We start from the raw sequence: 16,682 nt of genomic DNA on the forward strand, positions 1-16,682 counted from the left end.
GTCCAACTCGGCCTCCGCCAAGGTGTGTTGTCCAGCGGTTCTGTTCGCCCTCACTTGTGTGATACCGAGGTCTGATGGGGTCCACCGACAGGGGTACGGTCAAGTAGCCCTGGAGCCGGACGTGTTGTGGAGAACCGGGGCCTAGCTTCGACTGTATGACCTCCAGACATCGCAGTGCCGCTGTGGCCACTCTGCTCACTCTGACCCTGTCCGCGCCGCTTTTGGGCGCCGCGCCGGCCGTCTCTGTCGGCACCGAGCAGGCTGCGCCCCGAGCTCAGTACAGCAGCGGGTTGGAACTGCCGCCCCTCACCGGTCCCTATCCCGTCGGTCGACGCACCCTGCACTTGGTCGATCGCAACCGCACCGACCCGTGGGTGCCGACGGCCGACGGTCGGGAGCTGATGGTGACAGTGGCATACCCGGCGCGCTCGGCGAGGGGTCTGCCGGCGGCGTACATGACCGACGAAGAGGCGCAACTCCTCTTGGAGGCGAGGGGACTCGGCGGCGTCGTGCCGCGCGAAACCGTTGCCGGCGCGCGTACCCGTGCGCACGTGGGCGCTCGCCCGGCGCCAGGGCATTTCCCCCTGGTACTGCTCTCCCCGGGCTTCTCGATGCCACGCACCACACTCACCTCCCTCGCCGACGATCTCGCGAGTCGCGGCTACGTCGTCGCCTCTGTGGACCACGCGTATGAATCCGTCGGCACGGCCTTCCCCGGGGGCCGGACGCTGACCTGTGTGGCCTGTGACCGGGTCGGCACGCAGGAGGAGCAGGCGGCCGTCGTGCGCGGCCGGGCCAAGGACATGTCCTTCGTGATCAGCGAGTTGACCAGCGGCCGACGGGCCGGGGCGCTGTCCCATGTGATTGACCGGAGCCGGATCGGGATCGGCGGGCATTCGATCGGGGGTGCAACCGCGGCGGCGACCATGGCCGCCGACCGTCGTGTGCGGGCGGGGGTCGACCTGGACGGCGACTTTTTCCTGCACCCTGCCGCGGCAGGGCTCGGCAGGCGCCCGTTCATGATGCTCGGCACCGAGTCCACCCACAGCCCCAGCAACCGGACAAGTGACTGGCCCGAGGCGTGGAAGCATCTGAACGGCTGGAAACGCTGGTTCACCGTGGCCGGCGCCGAGCACTTCTCCTTCACGGACCTGCCGTACCTGGCCGGGCAGTTGGGCCTGTCAGACCCTGACGTGCCGCTGTCCGGAGAACGCGGGTGGCGCATAACCCGCGACTACGTGTCGGCCTTCTTCGACCTTCACCTGCGGAGCATCGCGCAGCCGCTCCTCGATGGCCCCACGGCCACGCATCCCGAGGTCGCCCCGTATCCGGCGGGACGGGTCGTACGCTGACTCCACTGTGGGACACCAGGCGTCAGGGGAGGGGCCAGTGAAGATTGTGCTGCCCGGTGGGACCGGTCAGGTGGGCGGTGTGCTGCGGCGGGCGTTGACCGCTGCGGGCCACGAGGTTGTCGTTCTGACCAGACGCCCCGTGCGGGACGGCGAAGTCCAGTGGGACGGCAGGACGCTCGGCCCCTGGGCGGAGGTGGTCGACGGCAGTGACGTCATCATCAACCTTGCGGGCCGTAGCGTCAGTTGCCGCTACACCAACGAGAATCTGCGCGCCATGATGGACTCGCGTGTGGACTCCGCACGCGTCGTGGGCCAGGCGATCGCTGCCGCCCGGAAGCCACCCCGTATCTGGCTCCAGATGAGCACCGCCACCATCTACGCCCACCGTTTCGATGCGCCGAACGACGAGGCGAGCGGCGCGATCGGCGGAGCCGAGCCCGGCGTTCCCGGCTACTGGGCCTACAGCGTCGAGATCGCGAAGAACTGGGAGCGGGAGCAGGAGCGGGCCGCGACCCCGCAGACGCGCAAGGTGGCCCTGCGGTCGGCGATGGTGATGAGTCCTGATCGCGGTGGTGTCTTCGACTACCTGCTGTGGCTGGCGCGGCTCGGCCTGGGTGGGCCGGTCGCGGGCGGTGCGCAGTACGTGTCCTGGATCCACGACCGTGACTTCGTGCGTGCGGTGGAGTTCCTCATCGGCCGGGACGACATCAGTGGGGCGGTCAACCTCGCGGCTCCCGGCCCGCTGCCCCAGCGGGAGTTCATGCGAGTTCTGCGTGCTGCTTGGGGCGTGCGGGTCGGGTTGCCCGCGACGCGGTGGATGGCCGAAGTCGGGGCCTTGGCTCTCCGTTCCGACACCGAACTCCTCCTGAAGAGCCGACGGGTGGTGCCGGGGCGGCTGAGGGATGCCGGGTTCACTTTCGACCACGGCGCCTGGGCGGAGGCGGCGGCCGACCTTGTGGGGCGGACGCGCCGTGAGCGGTCCCGCTTCCGACGTGCAGCAGTAGGTGTCTGAGCCTGAGTTCGTGTGGGGCTCGAAGAACCATTCCTGGCGGCCTGGGTGACGCCAGGCGCGGGGCGCGGTGGGGTGGCCGGTCACGTCGCGTGAGGATATGGACGTGCCGGTTGGCGTGTTCGATCATCGCCATGATCTCGTGTAGAACTGCGAACAGTTCAGCGTCGGCGACGGAACTCGGAAGACTCGGAAGACAGCGGGTGAGTTCCGGGGCGTGTGTAGTGGAGCGACGGGGAGAGGTCATGGCGAAGGCAGTTCGGGCGTGGTTGGGGGAAAAGTGGATCACCTGCCAGGTCTGCGACGGTGATCTCTTTCGCGAACGGGGTGTGAAACTCAACAGCACCGGTGGCGAGTTCCTCGGACTGGCGTGGGCGGACGAGACCGCGACCGGGCTGATCTGCTGGCACTGCGGGTTCGTCCACCTCTTCGTCAACCGGGACATCGAGCTGCATCGCGTCAAGGTGTGAGCTGCGAGGCCGCCCATGAGGCCCGGACCGGTGCCGCAGGAGCGTGCACCTGGCAGGGAGGACTCGTATGGGGCGGTTGCTTGCCGCTGGGACCGTCGAGGTTCTCGTTGAGAACGGCACGCTCGGCCTGGTCGAACGATCGCGAGAGGGCGACGTCCACTACCCGGATGCGACGGCAGGGAGTTGGTTGCGTCCTGCCGAAGGGATGGTCCACGCGCACTGTCCCTCGAACGTGATCGACGCCCGGGTGCGCGTGGAACTGTGGGAGCGAGAGCCGGACGGCAAGGGTGTGTGGTCTCACAGGTAGGAGACCGAAGGGTTCTTTCTCGCAGGGGAATTGTGCGTCTACACGCTGGGCGAGTCGCTCCCCACCGAAATCGAGCTGGCCGCCACCGGGCGATACCGGGTGCGGATGTCGTGGGCGTTGAACCCGGAGGCCGGACCGTTCTACTCCCCGTTCAAGGGGCAGGGCGGCGCCCTGGAGTACGCCGCGGACGGTCATGAGGCCGACCTGGAAGGCGTGGATCAGTACTGTCTGGCGCAGGTCTGGAATCTTTTTGGGTGAGGGCGGCAACCTGCCGAGGGTTCGCGCGTCGTGTGGGGGTGAAGGGAGCCGTCCGGCATCCTTCACCCCGACCGTGGAGTACGACCGTGAACCACTTTGTTCCTGTGCGCAGTGCCGTCGTGGCCACCGGCCTGTTGGCCGCTCTGGCCGCGATTCCCGCCGCCCAGGCCACGCCGATGCAGTCGTCGGCCGGCCCCTCGGCCGCCAGCACCGCGACGCCGAGCCCGGTGCCCCCGGAGTCCGCCGGCAGCGTCCCGACGCAGGCATCGAGCGCCCCGCCTTCGGCCGAGCCCGCCGCCCCCGGCGGCAAGGGACACGAGGCCTCCTCGGCGGCGCCGAGTGCCGCCCCCGGCGGCAAGGGAGACGAGGCCCCCTCAGCGGCGCCGAGCGCCGCCCCCACCGAGCCGGGCACGCCCGCGCCCGCCGCCACCGAGCCCGGCACACCCGCCCCCGCCGAGGACGAGCTCGCACATACTGGGTCCTCGAACACGACCAACACCGTCCTGGGCGCCGGGGCCGTCGCACTCGTCGCCGGTGGCGCGGGGACCCTCTTCGCCGTACGCCGCCGCTCGCACCGCTGACACAGCACACCCGAGGAACCCTGTGCACACCCCCGTAGCCCACGAACTCGCCCCGCCACCACGGCCGTTCACCCTCCCGTACGGCCGGGTCCGCCCAGGGTGGCGGGACGTGCTGCGTGGGCTGCTGCGACGTGACCGGTCCGCTCTCGAAGGCGCACCCGGTATCGACGCGGCACCCGGCCCGGCCACCGATGCGCCGGGCCGGCCCTCACCCCCGTACGCGCACCCGCACGGCGTCACACCTCCGCCCCTCGACCGGCCGCCCACGATCGGCGAGCTCTACCACGCGCACCGGCTGCGCATGGTGCGGCTCGCGGTGCTGCTCGTGGACGACCTGGCCACCGCCGAGGATGTCGTGCAGGACGCGTTCACCGCCCTCTACCGCCGCCACGGCGAACACATCACGCAGGTGGACAACGCTCTTGGTTACCTGCGCACCGCGGTCGTCAACACCGCACGTTCGGTGCTGCGCCGTCGCCGCACGGCCCGGGCGTGGACCCCGCCACCGGCCGGCGAAGCCCCGTCCGCGGAGGACTCCGTCGTCCTCGACGAGGCACACCGCGAAGTACTCGCCGCCCTGTCCCGGCTCACACCGCGCCGCCGTGAAGTCCTCGTGCTGCGCTACTGGGCCGACCTCAGCGAGGCCGAGATAGCCACCACCCTCGGCATCAGCAAAGGCGCAGTGAAGTCGAACGCCAGCCGAGCACTGGACGCACTGGAAAAGATCCTGGAGGGCCGGATATGACTCCCCGCACACCACGTGCCCGTCCGGCCGACCGGGCCGAACGCCCGGTGGAGCAACGGTTGCGCGAGACGCTCGCCGTGCGCGCCGACAGCGTCACCGTACGGGCACTGCGCCCGGCCCGGCCGCCCGGACCGCATCTGCGCCGACTGCCTCGACTCCGCGACACCGCCCGGCGCTTCGTCCTCCCGGTCGCCGGGCTCGCCACTGCCGCAGCCATCGCCGTCGGCTACGTCGCCCTGGCCCCGGACGCGGACCCGCACCGCACCCCCGTGCCGCCCGCCGCGCCATCGTCCCCGACCGCCCCCGACCAGCGCCCGACGCCCAGCCCTTCGCCGTCGGATCCGTCCAGAACGGAGGTCCCCAACCCGGCTACGCCGTCGACCTCGTCCCCGTCCGCCGCGTCCCCGCCCACGTCGGCCCCATCCTCCGAGTCACCGTCCTCCGAGTCACCATCCTCCGAGTCCTCGACCGCGACGGACGGCGAACGCCCCACGGCCGGCGTGAGCGCACCCGGGTGAGTGGGGGCGGGCCCACTTCCAGGTGGTGTGGGCGTAGGGGTAGCCCGCCGAAACCGCTCCCGGTCAGCGCACCTCAGTCTCGACGCGGCCGCCACGACGTCAGCCCGTCCGTCGGGGTCGAGGCCTGCCAGGCACGGAACTCGTCGTAGGTGCGGATTCCGTGGTCAAGGGCCGCCTGGTAGACCCACACACCCTGTGTCGACTCGCCCCGTGCCGCTGCTTCTTCCTTGATGGCCAGGATGATGTCGCGCGTCGAGGTGTCCAACGCGGTGCGTACCGGGGTGACAAGGTCAGCCGCGCGTGGGCCGGGGTGGTCGTCGGGCAGCCACCACATGTCGATCTTCCAGACCTCGGTGGGCGTGAACTCGTAGTCCAGCCGCCAGTACAGCCCCTGATCCGGCAGGTCGAGGGCGTTGGCGAAGCGCAGATTACGCACGCCCGGCAACTCTGCGCAGGGCACGAGCGCGGCGAACCCGTCGGCGACCGACGGGGCGGGGGAGTAGATCTCCATGTCGATGTCGGGCTCCACCACGAGGTCGAGAGCGACGGATCCGACGAGTACGGGCGACCCCAGCGGCCGCCACCGCTCGAACAGGCCGAGCCGGTCCAGGATGGTGTCCGCGGTCGCGCGTCGTCGACTGGCGCGCTCCAGGCGCGTGTTGGGGATCTGCATCCCAGGAGCGTAGTGCGCGAAACCGCGGCGTCAGCGACGTCATGCGTGACGCAGCGGTGCTGCTGTACGTGTCGGTGGCGAGGCCGCGGGTGAACGCAACGCGTCGCGCAGGAGCGTGATGGCCGGAGGGATCTCGGTGTCGCTGATGTTGCCGTAGCCGAGGACGAGCGCGGGGTGTGTCGGCCGAGCCGCGCGGTAGTCGTCGAGGTCCGCCAGGCGCAGCCCCGCGGCGGCCGCGGCCCGGACCGTCCCGCGCGGATCGGCGCCGTCCGGCAGGTGGAGCAGGATGTGCAGCCCGGCGGCGGTGCCGGAGACCCGGCCTTCCGGCATCTGGGCGCCGAGGGTGCGGACCAGCAGGTCGCGGCGGGTGCGGAACCGCCGCCGTGCCGCGCGCAGATGGGCGTCGTACCACCCGCGGTCGATGAAGGTGGCGAGCGCGAGTTGGTCCAGCACCGGTGGCGCGGCGGCGACGGGGTTCGCCGCCCGGAGCACCGGGGTCATCGAGGCGGGGGAGACCAGCCAGCCCAGGCCGAGGGCCGGTGACAGTGTTTTGCTGACCGAGCCGAGGAGGAAGACCCGGCCCGGGGCCATGCCCTGCATGACGGCGACCGGATGGCGGTCGTAGCGGAACTCGGCGTCGTAGTCGTCCTCGATGACGAAGCCGTCGACCTCGCGGGCCCAGCGCACCAGACTCGCCCGGCGCTCCGGGGACAGCACCGTGCCGGTGGGAAATTGGTGTGCCGCGCCGACGATGACGGCCCGGGCCGGCGTGCGCGCGAAGTCGTCGACGTCGAGGCCGTCGTGGTCCACGGGCACCGGGTGCACGCGGAGGCCTGCGCTGGTCGCGGCGTCCTGCAGCCGCCCCCACCCCGGGTGTTCAACGGCCACGTCGGCGATCCCCTCGGCGCGCAACGCCCGGCACGTACGCAGCAGACCGTCGGTGACGCCCGCGCACACCGTCACGGACTCGGCGTGCGCGTCCGCGCCGCGCGAGCGTCGCAGGTACTGCGCGACGGTGGTGCGCAGCACGGTGTGTCCGGCGGCGTCGGGCAGGCCGAGGTCGTAGTGGACGGCCGAGCCGATGACCGCCCGGACGGCGTCCGCCCAGCGGCGGCGGGGAAACGCCCGCAGGTCGGGCAGGCCGGGCGCGAGGTCGTACCGGATGGGTGGTTGTGCCGGCGAGCGTCGGCCGCGGGGCAGCGGAGGTGTCGATCCCGACGCCTCCGGCGACCACGAGACACGTGTAGCGGAACCTACCCGGGCGGAGAGGTACCCCTCCGCGATGAGCTGTCCGTAAGCCTCCGTCACCACCCAACGGGAGAAGCCGAGTTCCTCGGCGAGTGCTCGGCTCGGTGGGACGGCGGCACCTTCCGCCAGCCGGCCGTCCCGGATCGCGGTGCGCAGCGCGTGAGCCAGACGGTCGTGCAGACGGCGCCGCCCGCCCTCCGGAGAACCGACATCCAGCAGCGTCGCCCACGCGAAATTGGTCTGGGAATCAGCCACAACATTGGAGCGTACCGCCGAACCGAACGCGCCTAGCGTGAGGGACATGACGGAGAATCTGGCCCTTGGGGCCATGCTGTTCGGCACGGCTCAGGACGAGCGCCGGTCGTTCGAGATACTGGACCGCTTCGTGGAAGCCGGAGGTGTCTGGATCGACACCGCCAACTGCTATGCGTTCTGGGCCGATCCGACCGGCTTCGGCGGGAAGAGCGAGGAGTTGATCGGGCGCTGGCTGGCACGTCGCCCGGGCGTCCGTGACCGGGTCAGGATCAGCACCAAGGTGGGTTGCGAGCCGACCGAGGCCGGACGATTCCCGGAGACCGCCGAGGGCCTGTCGGCCGGAGCCGTCAAGAGCGGGATCGAGGACAGTCTCCGACGCCTGGGCACGGACCATGTCGAGCTGTACTGGGCCCACATGCCCGATCCGGGCACACCGCTGGAGGAGACGGTCGCCGCCTTCGACGACCTCGTGTCCGCGGGCACGGTCGGGCGTCTCGGCTGCTCCAACTACCCTGTGTGGCAGGTCGATCGGGCACGGCGGATCGCGCGGGACCACGGTGGTGCCGGCTTCACCGCGGTGCAGCAACAGCACACGTACCTCCAGCCGCGCCCCGCGACCCGGCCCAGCGTGTCGCACCGCTTCGGTGCGGTCGGCGACGAGGTGCTCCACTACCTGGAGCACCACCCGGACATGGAGCTATGGGCGTACACACCGCTGTTGAGCGGCGGCTACACCCGCGCGGACAAGCCACTGCCACAGGAGTACGACCACCCCGGCACGGTCCGCCGCCTCGCGGCGCTCGATGAGATCGCCGCAGAGACCGGCACGAATCGTAACCGGGTGGTGTTGGCGTGGCTGACCGGAGGAAATCCGGCTGCCACACCGATCGTCGGCGTCAGCTCGGTCGAGCAGTTGGACGAGGCGTTCGCGGGCGTGGCGCTGGAGTTGACGGGTGATCAGCGCGAACGGCTGGACTGTGCGGTGTGAGCTGATAGGGGAGGCCGTGGGGGCGCGGGGGCGTGCGCGGTTCGTCGGGGCATCCCAGTTTCAGAGTCTTTGAATTTAAATATTGACGAAGGAAATTATTGCCCCTACGTTGCCTGCATGTTGCTGAACCGAGCGAAGCTGCTCGCGTCTCCGGCGGCCAACGCGGTGTTCACGACGGTGCTCACGCGTGGTCCGGTCGTCCGCCCGGAGATCGCCCGAATCACCGGTCTCTCCTCCGCCGCCGTCACCAAGGCGGTCAAGCCGATGATCGAAGCCGGTTACCTGGAGGAACTCACGCTGGGGCCCCGGACCGCCGAGGGCGCGGGACGTCCCGCGCACCCCCTCGCCGTCCGCGCCGACCGGGAGTTCTTCGTGGGCGTCAAGATCACCGCGGACGAACTCATCGGTGTGGTAACCGACTTGAGGGCGCAGGTCGTCGGCGGCGCACGCCGGGTCGCGGTGACCGACCGGTCAGTCGAGCAGGTCGTCCGGGACATTGCCGCGCTCGTCGCGGAGCTGACCCCGGCCCACGCCGAGCGGACCCACCACATCGGAGTGTCCGTCTCGGGCGACGTGGACCGGCCGGGCGGCGCCGTGCGCTACTCGCCGTTCCTCGGCTGGCGTGACATACCGCTGGCCCAACTGGTGGGCGTGGCAACAGGGTTGGCGGTAACCGTCGAGAACGACGTGAAGGCCTTGACCGTCGCCGAGCAGTGGTTCGGTGAAGGTGTCGGCGTCGACTCGTTCGCGCTCGCCACGGTCGGCGTTGGTATCGGCTGTGCTCTCGTCGTGGGTGGCCGCTTGGTGGCCGGCGGCTACGGAGTGGCCGGCGAGATCGGCCACATCCCGGTCGCCTCAGGGGACGGCCCGAACTGCCACTGCGGTGCCCGCGGCTGCGTCGAAGCCATTGCCTCCGAGGCGGCCATCGTCGCTCGCGCCCGACGTGTGGCGGACGATCAGGACCTCGACATGGCCGGAGCGATCGACCGGGCCCATGGCGGCGACGCGGCCGTACGCGCCGTTTTCGACGAGGCGGGCAAGGCCATCGGGCTCGGCCTCGCCGCCATGGTCAACCTGGTCGGGCCCGAGCGGGTCGTCGTCTCCGGTGAGGGGGTGGCGGCGTACGACCTCTTCGAGGAGCAGATCCGGGCGGCCTTCACCACCCAGGCCTTCGGGGCCGCCGCCCGCTGCCCGCTCGTGGTGCGCCCGCTGCCCTGGGAGGAATGGGCGCGCGGGGCGGCCGCCGTCGGCATCCAGTCACTCTTCACCGGGTGAGCCTGCGTGAGCGCCTTGCCCCCCCCCGCACGTCACCGTCCCCGTAAGGGCTCTGTCATGACTGCGGGTTCCACCGTGTCCATCGCGATGTCCGGTCTCAAGTCCTGAACTCCCTTCTTCCCGGAGGTACTTCCCGTGACCAGATCGATCCGACGCGCGGCTCTCGTCGCTGCCTGCACGCTGCCCCTCGCCCTCACCCTGTCCACCGGCACCGCCCAGGCCAAGACCCCGTACGTCAAGCCGTTCATGGGCTGGAGCAGCTGGAGCGTCGAGTCCTCCTCGCACAGCGACTACGGCACGCGCTGGCTGAACGAGGGCAACATCAAGAACGCCGCCGACGCGCTCAGCAGCAAGCTGGCCCCGGCCGGCTACAAGAACCTGAACATCGACGCCGGCTGGAACTTCGACTACGACTGGAACTTCCACACCGACGCCAACGGCATCCCGAACGCCGACAAGGACCGCTTCCCCAGCGGTATGCCGTCGCTCTCCGACTACGTGCACGGCAAGGGCCTCAAGCTGGGCCTGTACGGTGCCGCCGGTCTGGAGAAGGAGGTGTACGACAAGAACGCGCCGATCCTCGGTACGGACTGTCATGCCCAGGACATCGCCGTGCAGCCGCTGACGCCGACCAACAAGTGGGAGGGCGCCTGGAAGATCGACTACAGCAACCCCTGCGCCCAGGACTACATCGACTCCATCGTCGCCCGCTACGCCTCCTGGAACGTCGACTTCATCAAGATCGACGGCGTGACGAAGGACAACGTCGAGGACATCAAGGCCTGGTCCACCGCCATCGACCACAGCGGCCGCAAGATGTGGCTGAGCGCCAGCGCCTGGCCGGTCGACCTGGAGGCCGGCGACGGCCTGCGGCCCCACGCGAACGGCGTCCGCGTCGACACCGACATCGAGTGCTACTGCGACACCACCAGCACCTGGACCAGCTCCGTGGACGACCGCTGGACCGACCTGCCCAAGTGGCTGCCCAAGCTGTCCGCCCCCACCTACTTCGGCGACCTCGACTCCATGCCGATCAACAACAACTCCGGCAGCGGGCTGCAGGACGGCATCAGCGACACCGAGCGGCAGAGCGTCATGACGTTCTGGTCGATGGCCTCGTCCCCGCTGTACGTCGGTGGTGACATCTACTTCCTCGACGACAAGGCCAAGGCCATCCTGACCAACCCCGAGGTCATCGCCGTCGACCAGGCCGCCGTCCTGCCGAAGCAGCTCCGCTCCGGTGACACGCAGGTGTGGACGAAGCGCGTGGGTCACGACACGTACCTCGCGGTCTACAACATGGGCTCCTCGGCGACCGATATCCGCGTGAACTTCAAGGACCTGGGCATGCACGGTCCGCAGCGACTGCGTGACGTCGTCGCGCGCGAGAACCTCGGTTCCTTCAAGGGGAGTTGGACCGCCTCCTCCGTGCCGGCCCACGGCTCGCGGCTGATCAAGCTGTCGTAGGCCCCGCCCCTCAGACGCTCCCGGCGAAGCCCCGTCCCGCAATGGGGGCTTCGCCGGCCCATGGAAGGACCCGCACATGAGCAACGGCCCATGGAATGACCCGCACATGAGCAACGGACCGTCCCGCCGCACGTTCCTCGGGCTCGGGGCCGGGCTCGGCGCCGCCTTCGCGCTGAGCACCCTGCCCGCCTTCACCGCCCACGCCGCGCCGAACCGCCCCACCATCTCCCCGCTCGTCCCCGCCGACGAGGCGACCACACTCTGGTACCCCGAACCCGCCGACGGCGACCTCCTCATCGAGCAGGGCCTGCCGCTGGGCAACGGCCGCCTCGGCGCCCTCGTCGGCGGCGACCCCGACAGCGAACTGTTCCACGTCACCGACGCCTCGATGTGGACCGGCGGAGCCAACGCGACCCTCGACAGCGACGGCCAATTCCCGTACGGGCGCGACGACTTCGGCAGCCTCACTCTCCTCGCCCGACCCGTCCTGACCGTGCCGGGACACGGCCGCGCCGACGTGAGCGGCTACCGGCGCACCCTCGACCTCAGCAACGGCGTGGTGACCACCTCGTACACGAAGGGCAAGGTGCGCTACCAGCGGGAGATGTTCATCAGCGCCCCCGACGACGCCCTCGTCATCAGACTCAGCCAGAGCGGCGGCGGCACCCTCACCGGCAGCCTCGCCCTCTCCGGTACGCACGGCGAGACGACCACCGCGGACGCCGCCCGCCACCTCGCCTCCTTCTCCGACTCCTTCGCCAACGGCCTGCGCTACGCGGCCGCGGTCACCGCCACCGGCGACGGCGCCATCGCGGCGAAGGGTGCGCGCGTCACGTTCACCGACTGCACCGAGGTCGTGATCGTGATCAGCGGCGGCACCGACTACGCCCCCGACCATGCCGCCGGCTACCGCGACCCGAACCTCGACCCGCTGCGCCTCGCCGAGTCCAAGGCCCTTGCCGCGGCGGCGAGTTCGGGCGTGCTGCTACGTGACACGCACGTCGCGGACTACCGGCCCCGCTACGACCGGCTGAACCTAGACCTCGGCCCCTCCACCGGGCGGCAGCGCAGGCTCGACACCTGGTCGCGCCTGAAGGCGCGCGCCGCGGACGGATCCGCCCCCGACCCCGAACTCGAGGCCAGCTACCTTCAGTTCGGCCGCTACCTCACCATCTGCGGCTCGCGCGACGGACTTCCCATGGGTCTGCAAGGGCTGTGGCTGGAGGGCAACACCCCCGACTGGATGGGCGATTACCACACCGACATCAACCTCCAGATGAACTACTGGCTGGCCGACCGGGCCGGTCTGGGCGAGACCTTCCCCGCGTTCGCCGACTACTGCCTCGCGCAGCTGCCCGCCTGGAACAAGGTCACCCAGGAACAGTTCCAGGACTCCCGCAACCGCTACCGCAACACGTCGGACAAGGTCGCCGGCTGGACCGTCGCCTTTTCTACGAACCCGTACGGCGGCCTGGGGTGGTGGTGGCACCCGGCGGGCAACGCCTGGCTGTGCGAATCCCTCTACGAACACTACGAGTTCACGCAGGACACGAAGTACCTCGATCGGATCATGCCGCTGTTGAAGGGCGCCTGCGCGTTCTGGGAGGCGCGCCTGATCACCACGACGGTCGACGGCCGCGAGGTCCTGATCGACGACCACGACTGGTCGCCCGAGCAGGGCCCGCAGGACGCCCGTGGCATCACCTACACCCAGGAACTCCTGTGGTCCCTCTTCGGCCACTACGCGGAGGCGTGCCGCGCCCTCGGCCGCGACACCGACCACGCCGCCACCATCACAGGCCTGCGCGAGCGCCTCTACCTGCCGAAGGTCAGCCCGACATCCGGCTGGCTGGAGGAGTGGATGAGCGAGGACAACCTCGGCGAGACGACCCACCGCCACCTCTCCCCGCTCATCAACCTGTTCCCCGGTGACCGCATCCGTCCCGACGCGGGTGACCCCGAGCTCCTGAAGGGCGCGACAGCACTTCTCACCGCCCGCGGCATGGAGAGCTACGGGTGGGCCTGCGCCTGGCGGGCGGCGTGCTGGGCGCGGCTCAAGGACGCCGAGAAGGCCTACCAACTGCTCCTGACGAACCTGAAACCGTGGGCGGGCGGTGACACCGGCACGGCCATGAACTTCTTCGACATGTACCGGGTCTCCGACACCCGCGCCATCTTCCAGATCGACGCCAACCTCGGTACGCCCACGGCCATGCTGGAAACGATCGTCTACTCCCGGCCCGGCCACATCGAACTGCTCCCGGCCCTGCCGGACGCCTGGGCCGCGTCCGGATCGCTGCGCGGAGCGGGCGCGCGCGGCGGATTCACGGTCGACGTGACCTGGGAGCACGGCCGCGTACGCCGGGCGACGCTGCACAGCGTGGGAGGCCGCAAGACCACGGTCACCGCGGGCGGCCGGAGCACGACCGTCACCCTGAAGCCGGGGGAGTCGAGGGTGCTGAGGGACCTCGTGGCCTGAGTGCGCGGAAGCGGGGCGTTCGCCGGGCGGCCGCCTTCAGGTCCCGCCACATGGCGTCGGGGACGGGGCGGCGGAACTGGGCCGCCGCGTCGTGGACCTGCTCGGTGCTGCTCAGTCCGAGGAGGACGCCCGCGACAGCAGGGTGGCCGAGGGGGAAGCGGGCGGCGGCGGCGCGCAGTGGGACGCCGTGGCTCCTGCACACCTCCTGGAGGTGAAGGGCCTGGTCGAGGAGGTGGGTGGGGGCCGTCGCGTAGTCGTACGTGGAGTCCGGGCAAGGGGCCGCGAGGAGGCCGGAGTTGAAGACGCCACCGGCGACGACGGAGACATGTCGGCGCAGTGCCTGCGGCAGCAGGTCGTCCCGAGCGCTCTGGTCGAGCAGCGTGTAGCGGCCGGCGAGGAGGACCACGTCGATGTCGGTGTCGCGGACGAAGCGGGTAGGCATGGCGGACTGGTTCATGCCGACGCCGATGGCCCTGATGACACCTTCGGCGCGCAGCTGTTCCAGTGCCGGGTAGGCCTCGTCCAGGGCCTGTCGCTCATGGTCGTCCGGGTCGTGCAGGTACACGATGTCGACCCGGTCCAGGCCGAGTCGGCCGAGGCTGTCCTCCAGGCTGCGGCGTACGCCGTCGGCGGTGAAGTCCTGCCTGCGGCGGTGGGTCGCGGGCACGGCGAAGCCATGGGCGAGGTCGTCGCCGTGCGGGGCGGGGAGCGGTTCGAGTACCCGGCCGACCTTGGTGGACAGCGTGTACGTGTCGCGGGGGCGGGCGCGCAGCGCGTCGCCCAGTCGGCGTTCGGACAGGCCGAGGCCGTAGTGCGGGGCCGTGTCGTAGGTGCGGAACCCCTCGTCCCAGGCGCACTCCAGGACGCGCGCGGCCTCCTCGTCGTCGATCGCGCGGAACAGGTTGCCGACGCCCGCGCCGCCGAAGGCGAGCGGGGTGGTCCACGCGGCGGAGCGACCCAGCGGGACACGGGGGAGCGGGCGGGGCGTGTCCGTGGCTCCGCCGTCGCCGTGCGGGGTCATGTCGCCGCTCCGGTAGGGGAGCGCACCGGCTGACGCAGCCAGAGTGCCTCGATCTCCTCCAGTGACTTGCCGGCGGTCTCCGGCACCTTCCGTGCCACGTACCAGGCGGCCACCGCGGACAGCAGCGCGAACACACCGAACACCGCGGCGCCGATCGCGTGCAGCACATCAGGGAAGACCAGCGAGAACAGGAAGTTCATCAGGTACTGCGTGAAGGTGATCACGGCCATGCCGACGGCGCGGGCGCGCAGCGGAAGTACCTCGGGGCAGTACAGCCAGAAGACAGGACCGAGGCCGATGCCGAAGGCGAAGGTGTACACGAAGACACATGTCACGGCGACGACGGTGACGTCGGGGAACAACGCGAGCACGATCATGGGCGGCACCTGGGCCACCAGGGAGAGTGTCAGCAGGCGGACCCGGCCGAGCCGCTCGATGAACGGCAGGGACACCGCGGTGGACACCACGAGGGCCGCGCCCACGCAGTAGTTGGCGATGGTCCCCGCGCTGCCGGAGTCGGCGGTGAGGTGCTCGAAGATGATCGGTGCGTAGTAGACGACCGCGTTGATGCCGGTGAAGACCTGGAAGAAGGTCAGGATCAGCGTGATGCGCAGGGGTGCGCGATAGTGGCCGGTGAACAACTCCCGCAGCCCGGTGTGCTGTTGGGCCAGGCTGCCGCGGATCTCGGCGACCTCGGCGGCCGCGTCCGCCGGGGTGGTGCGCAGTGTCGTGAGGACCGCCTCGGCGTCGGCCTCGCGGCCGCGCATCATCAGCCAGCGCGGGCCCGCCGGGCTGGTGATCATGCCGATGAAGAAGACCACCGCCGGTATCGCCCCGAGTCCGAGCATCCACTCCCAGGCACCCGACGCCGACAGTACGTCGCCGACGGTGAAAGCGAGCAAGATGCCTACGTTGACGGCGAGTTGGTACAGCGCGGTGATGCGGCCGCGCAGATGCTTGGGCGCGAGTTCGCTGAGGTAGATGAGGCCGAACATGTTGGCCAGGCCCACGGCGAAGCCGAGGATGAAGCGGGACGCCATGAGTACGGGGGCGTTCGGTGAGACCGCGCAGCCGATCGAGCCGAGGACGAAGATCGCCCCGGCGAGGATCAGCAGGTGGCGCCGGTCCCAGCGACGCGCGGCGAAGGCTCCGGCGGCGATCGCGGGCAGCGCCCCGAGCAGCAGCAGGCTGGTCACCAGGCCCTGGCCGGTGGTGCTGAGCCCGAACTCCTCGGTGAGTGGGGCCAGCGCCCCGGAGATCGCCCCGGAGTCGTAGCCGTACAGGATGCCCGACAGGCCGCCGAGGACGGCGACCGCGTACACGCGGCGGGGCAGGGGGCCCGGGCTGTCGGTGTGCTCGCGTGGCTCTGGCGGCCCTGGCTCTGGCTCTCGCCCTGGCTCGCTGTCCGCGTGGCGGGACGTGGGTGTCTGCGTCATGGTGTGGCCTCTCGTTGGGCACGGAGGTGAGAGAGGGTGGGGCGGGGCAGCGGCTGTCGGCCCGGCCCTCACTTCATGAGGAAGACCTGTTCCATCGGCGTCCACCAGCCGTCGGGGCCGGCCTCCTCGACCGGCTCCTGGCAGGGGTCGGTCAGCTTCCACCACTCCTGCGTCGCCTCGTCGGCGGCCATCCGCGCGACGTCCGCCCGCAGGTCGTCACCGTGGTACTCGAAGTAGCTGAACAGCCGGTCACCGAGCAGGTGGATGGAGTAGTTCGCGATGTGGCAGCGGCGCATGGTGTCAAGGACCGCCTCGGGTACGTCGCGGTGCAGTGCGCGGTACTCGTCGATCCGCTCCGGACGCACCCGGATCACCTGTGCTACGCGTTCCATGCGGTGAAGTACCCCTTTCGGCGGCCCGCCGGTGAATGGGGATCGGTAGCGATCTCGAGGAGCGTCGACTCACTGGACATGCCGCTCACTGGGCATGCCACTCCGACGCAATCGACGCCGATCCTGTTCGTCTTCCGCGTCTTGGCCAGAAATCCAATACGATCTGGCCCGGCCATGCTGGGCCAGACTTCCGGGGCAGTCAACCCTT

Annotated in this window: 16 protein-coding genes; 11 read left to right on the top strand and 5 right to left on the bottom strand. The window is 70.3% G+C overall.

Annotated features, from left to right (window positions below; genetic code table 11):
- Nucleotides 1–155 precede the first annotated feature (155 nt).
- The 7 genes from OG746_RS38945 (at nt 156) to OG746_RS38975 (ending at nt 5,240) form a co-directional block, all read left to right on the top strand.
- Nucleotides 156–1,352: an alpha/beta hydrolase family protein gene (locus OG746_RS38945; RefSeq protein WP_266723336.1), complete on the top strand. Its 1,197-nt coding sequence runs from the start codon at nt 156–158 to the stop codon at nt 1,350–1,352.
- A gap of 37 nt (nt 1,353–1,389) precedes the next feature.
- Complete coding sequence (locus OG746_RS38950; protein ID WP_266723338.1) at nt 1,390–2,364, top strand: epimerase; 975 nt, start codon at nt 1,390–1,392, stop codon at nt 2,362–2,364.
- Nucleotides 2,365–2,606: 242 nt separating this feature from the next.
- Nucleotides 2,607–2,831: a hypothetical protein gene (locus OG746_RS38955; RefSeq protein ID WP_266723340.1), complete on the top strand. Its 225-nt coding sequence runs from the start codon at nt 2,607–2,609 to the stop codon at nt 2,829–2,831.
- A gap of 337 nt (nt 2,832–3,168) precedes the next feature.
- A complete protein-coding gene (locus OG746_RS38960; protein WP_266723342.1) occupies nt 3,169–3,396 on the top strand; it encodes a hypothetical protein in 228 nt (75 codons plus the stop codon).
- Between the two features lie 104 nt (nt 3,397–3,500).
- Complete coding sequence (locus OG746_RS38965; RefSeq protein ID WP_266723344.1) at nt 3,501–3,977, top strand: LAETG motif-containing sortase-dependent surface protein; 477 nt, start codon at nt 3,501–3,503, stop codon at nt 3,975–3,977.
- A gap of 22 nt (nt 3,978–3,999) precedes the next feature.
- On the top strand, nt 4,000–4,722 hold the full coding sequence (locus OG746_RS38970) for an RNA polymerase sigma factor (protein ID WP_266723346.1): 723 nt from the start codon (nt 4,000–4,002) through the stop codon (nt 4,720–4,722).
- Complete coding sequence (locus OG746_RS38975; protein ID WP_266723348.1) at nt 4,719–5,240, top strand: hypothetical protein; 522 nt, start codon at nt 4,719–4,721, stop codon at nt 5,238–5,240. The genes OG746_RS38970 and OG746_RS38975 overlap by 4 nt, the downstream gene beginning before the upstream one ends.
- 73 nt (nt 5,241–5,313) lie before the next feature.
- Here the strand turns inward: OG746_RS38975 and OG746_RS38980 are convergent, their stop codons facing one another.
- Both OG746_RS38980 and pdxR read right to left on the bottom strand, forming a co-directional pair.
- On the bottom strand, nt 5,314–5,913 hold the full coding sequence (locus OG746_RS38980; RefSeq protein WP_266723349.1) for a hypothetical protein: 600 nt from the start codon (nt 5,911–5,913) through the stop codon (nt 5,314–5,316).
- A gap of 39 nt (nt 5,914–5,952) precedes the next feature.
- The gene (pdxR, locus tag OG746_RS38985) at nt 5,953–7,416 is read right to left on the bottom strand and encodes a MocR-like pyridoxine biosynthesis transcription factor PdxR (protein WP_266723351.1); all 1,464 of its coding nucleotides are present in this window, start codon (nt 7,414–7,416) and stop codon (nt 5,953–5,955) included.
- Between the two features lie 46 nt (nt 7,417–7,462).
- Here pdxR and OG746_RS38990 point away from each other — a divergent pair, with 46 nt between their 5' ends.
- From OG746_RS38990 to OG746_RS39005, 4 genes are all read left to right on the top strand, one after another.
- The gene (locus OG746_RS38990; RefSeq protein ID WP_266723353.1) at nt 7,463–8,404 is read left to right on the top strand and encodes an aldo/keto reductase; all 942 of its coding nucleotides are present in this window, start codon (nt 7,463–7,465) and stop codon (nt 8,402–8,404) included.
- Nucleotides 8,405–8,521: 117 nt separating this feature from the next.
- The gene (locus OG746_RS38995; protein ID WP_266723355.1) at nt 8,522–9,679 is read left to right on the top strand and encodes an ROK family transcriptional regulator; all 1,158 of its coding nucleotides are present in this window, start codon (nt 8,522–8,524) and stop codon (nt 9,677–9,679) included.
- Nucleotides 9,680–9,814: 135 nt separating this feature from the next.
- Complete coding sequence (locus tag OG746_RS39000) at nt 9,815–11,146, top strand: glycoside hydrolase family 27 protein (RefSeq protein ID WP_266723357.1); 1,332 nt, start codon at nt 9,815–9,817, stop codon at nt 11,144–11,146.
- 106 nt (nt 11,147–11,252) lie between these two features.
- Nucleotides 11,253–13,625, top strand: a complete 2,373-nt coding sequence (locus OG746_RS39005; protein WP_266723359.1) for a glycosyl hydrolase family 95 catalytic domain-containing protein — start codon at nt 11,253–11,255, stop codon at nt 13,623–13,625.
- On the opposite strand, the gene OG746_RS39010 is transcribed toward OG746_RS39005, so the two are convergent.
- The 3 genes from OG746_RS39010 to OG746_RS39020 all read right to left on the bottom strand — a co-directional run bounded on the left by OG746_RS39010 (nt 13,576) and on the right by OG746_RS39020 (nt 16,474).
- A complete protein-coding gene (locus OG746_RS39010) occupies nt 13,576–14,646 on the bottom strand; it encodes an aldo/keto reductase (RefSeq protein WP_266723361.1) in 1,071 nt (356 codons plus the stop codon). The two genes, OG746_RS39005 and OG746_RS39010, sit on opposite strands and share 50 nt — an antisense overlap.
- On the bottom strand, nt 14,643–16,082 hold the full coding sequence (locus OG746_RS39015) for a sugar porter family MFS transporter (RefSeq protein ID WP_266723362.1): 1,440 nt from the start codon (nt 16,080–16,082) through the stop codon (nt 14,643–14,645). Before OG746_RS39015 ends, OG746_RS39010 begins: the two co-directional genes overlap by 4 nt.
- A gap of 68 nt (nt 16,083–16,150) precedes the next feature.
- Nucleotides 16,151–16,474 carry an L-rhamnose mutarotase gene (locus tag OG746_RS39020; protein ID WP_266723363.1) on the bottom strand — a complete coding sequence of 108 codons (324 nt, stop codon included), beginning with the start codon at nt 16,472–16,474 and terminating at the stop codon, nt 16,151–16,153.
- Between the last annotated feature and the right edge of the window lie 208 nt (nt 16,475–16,682).

Source organism: Streptomyces sp. NBC_01016 (genome assembly GCF_026341035.1).
Taxonomy (GTDB): Bacteria; Actinomycetota; Actinomycetes; order Streptomycetales; family Streptomycetaceae; genus Streptomyces.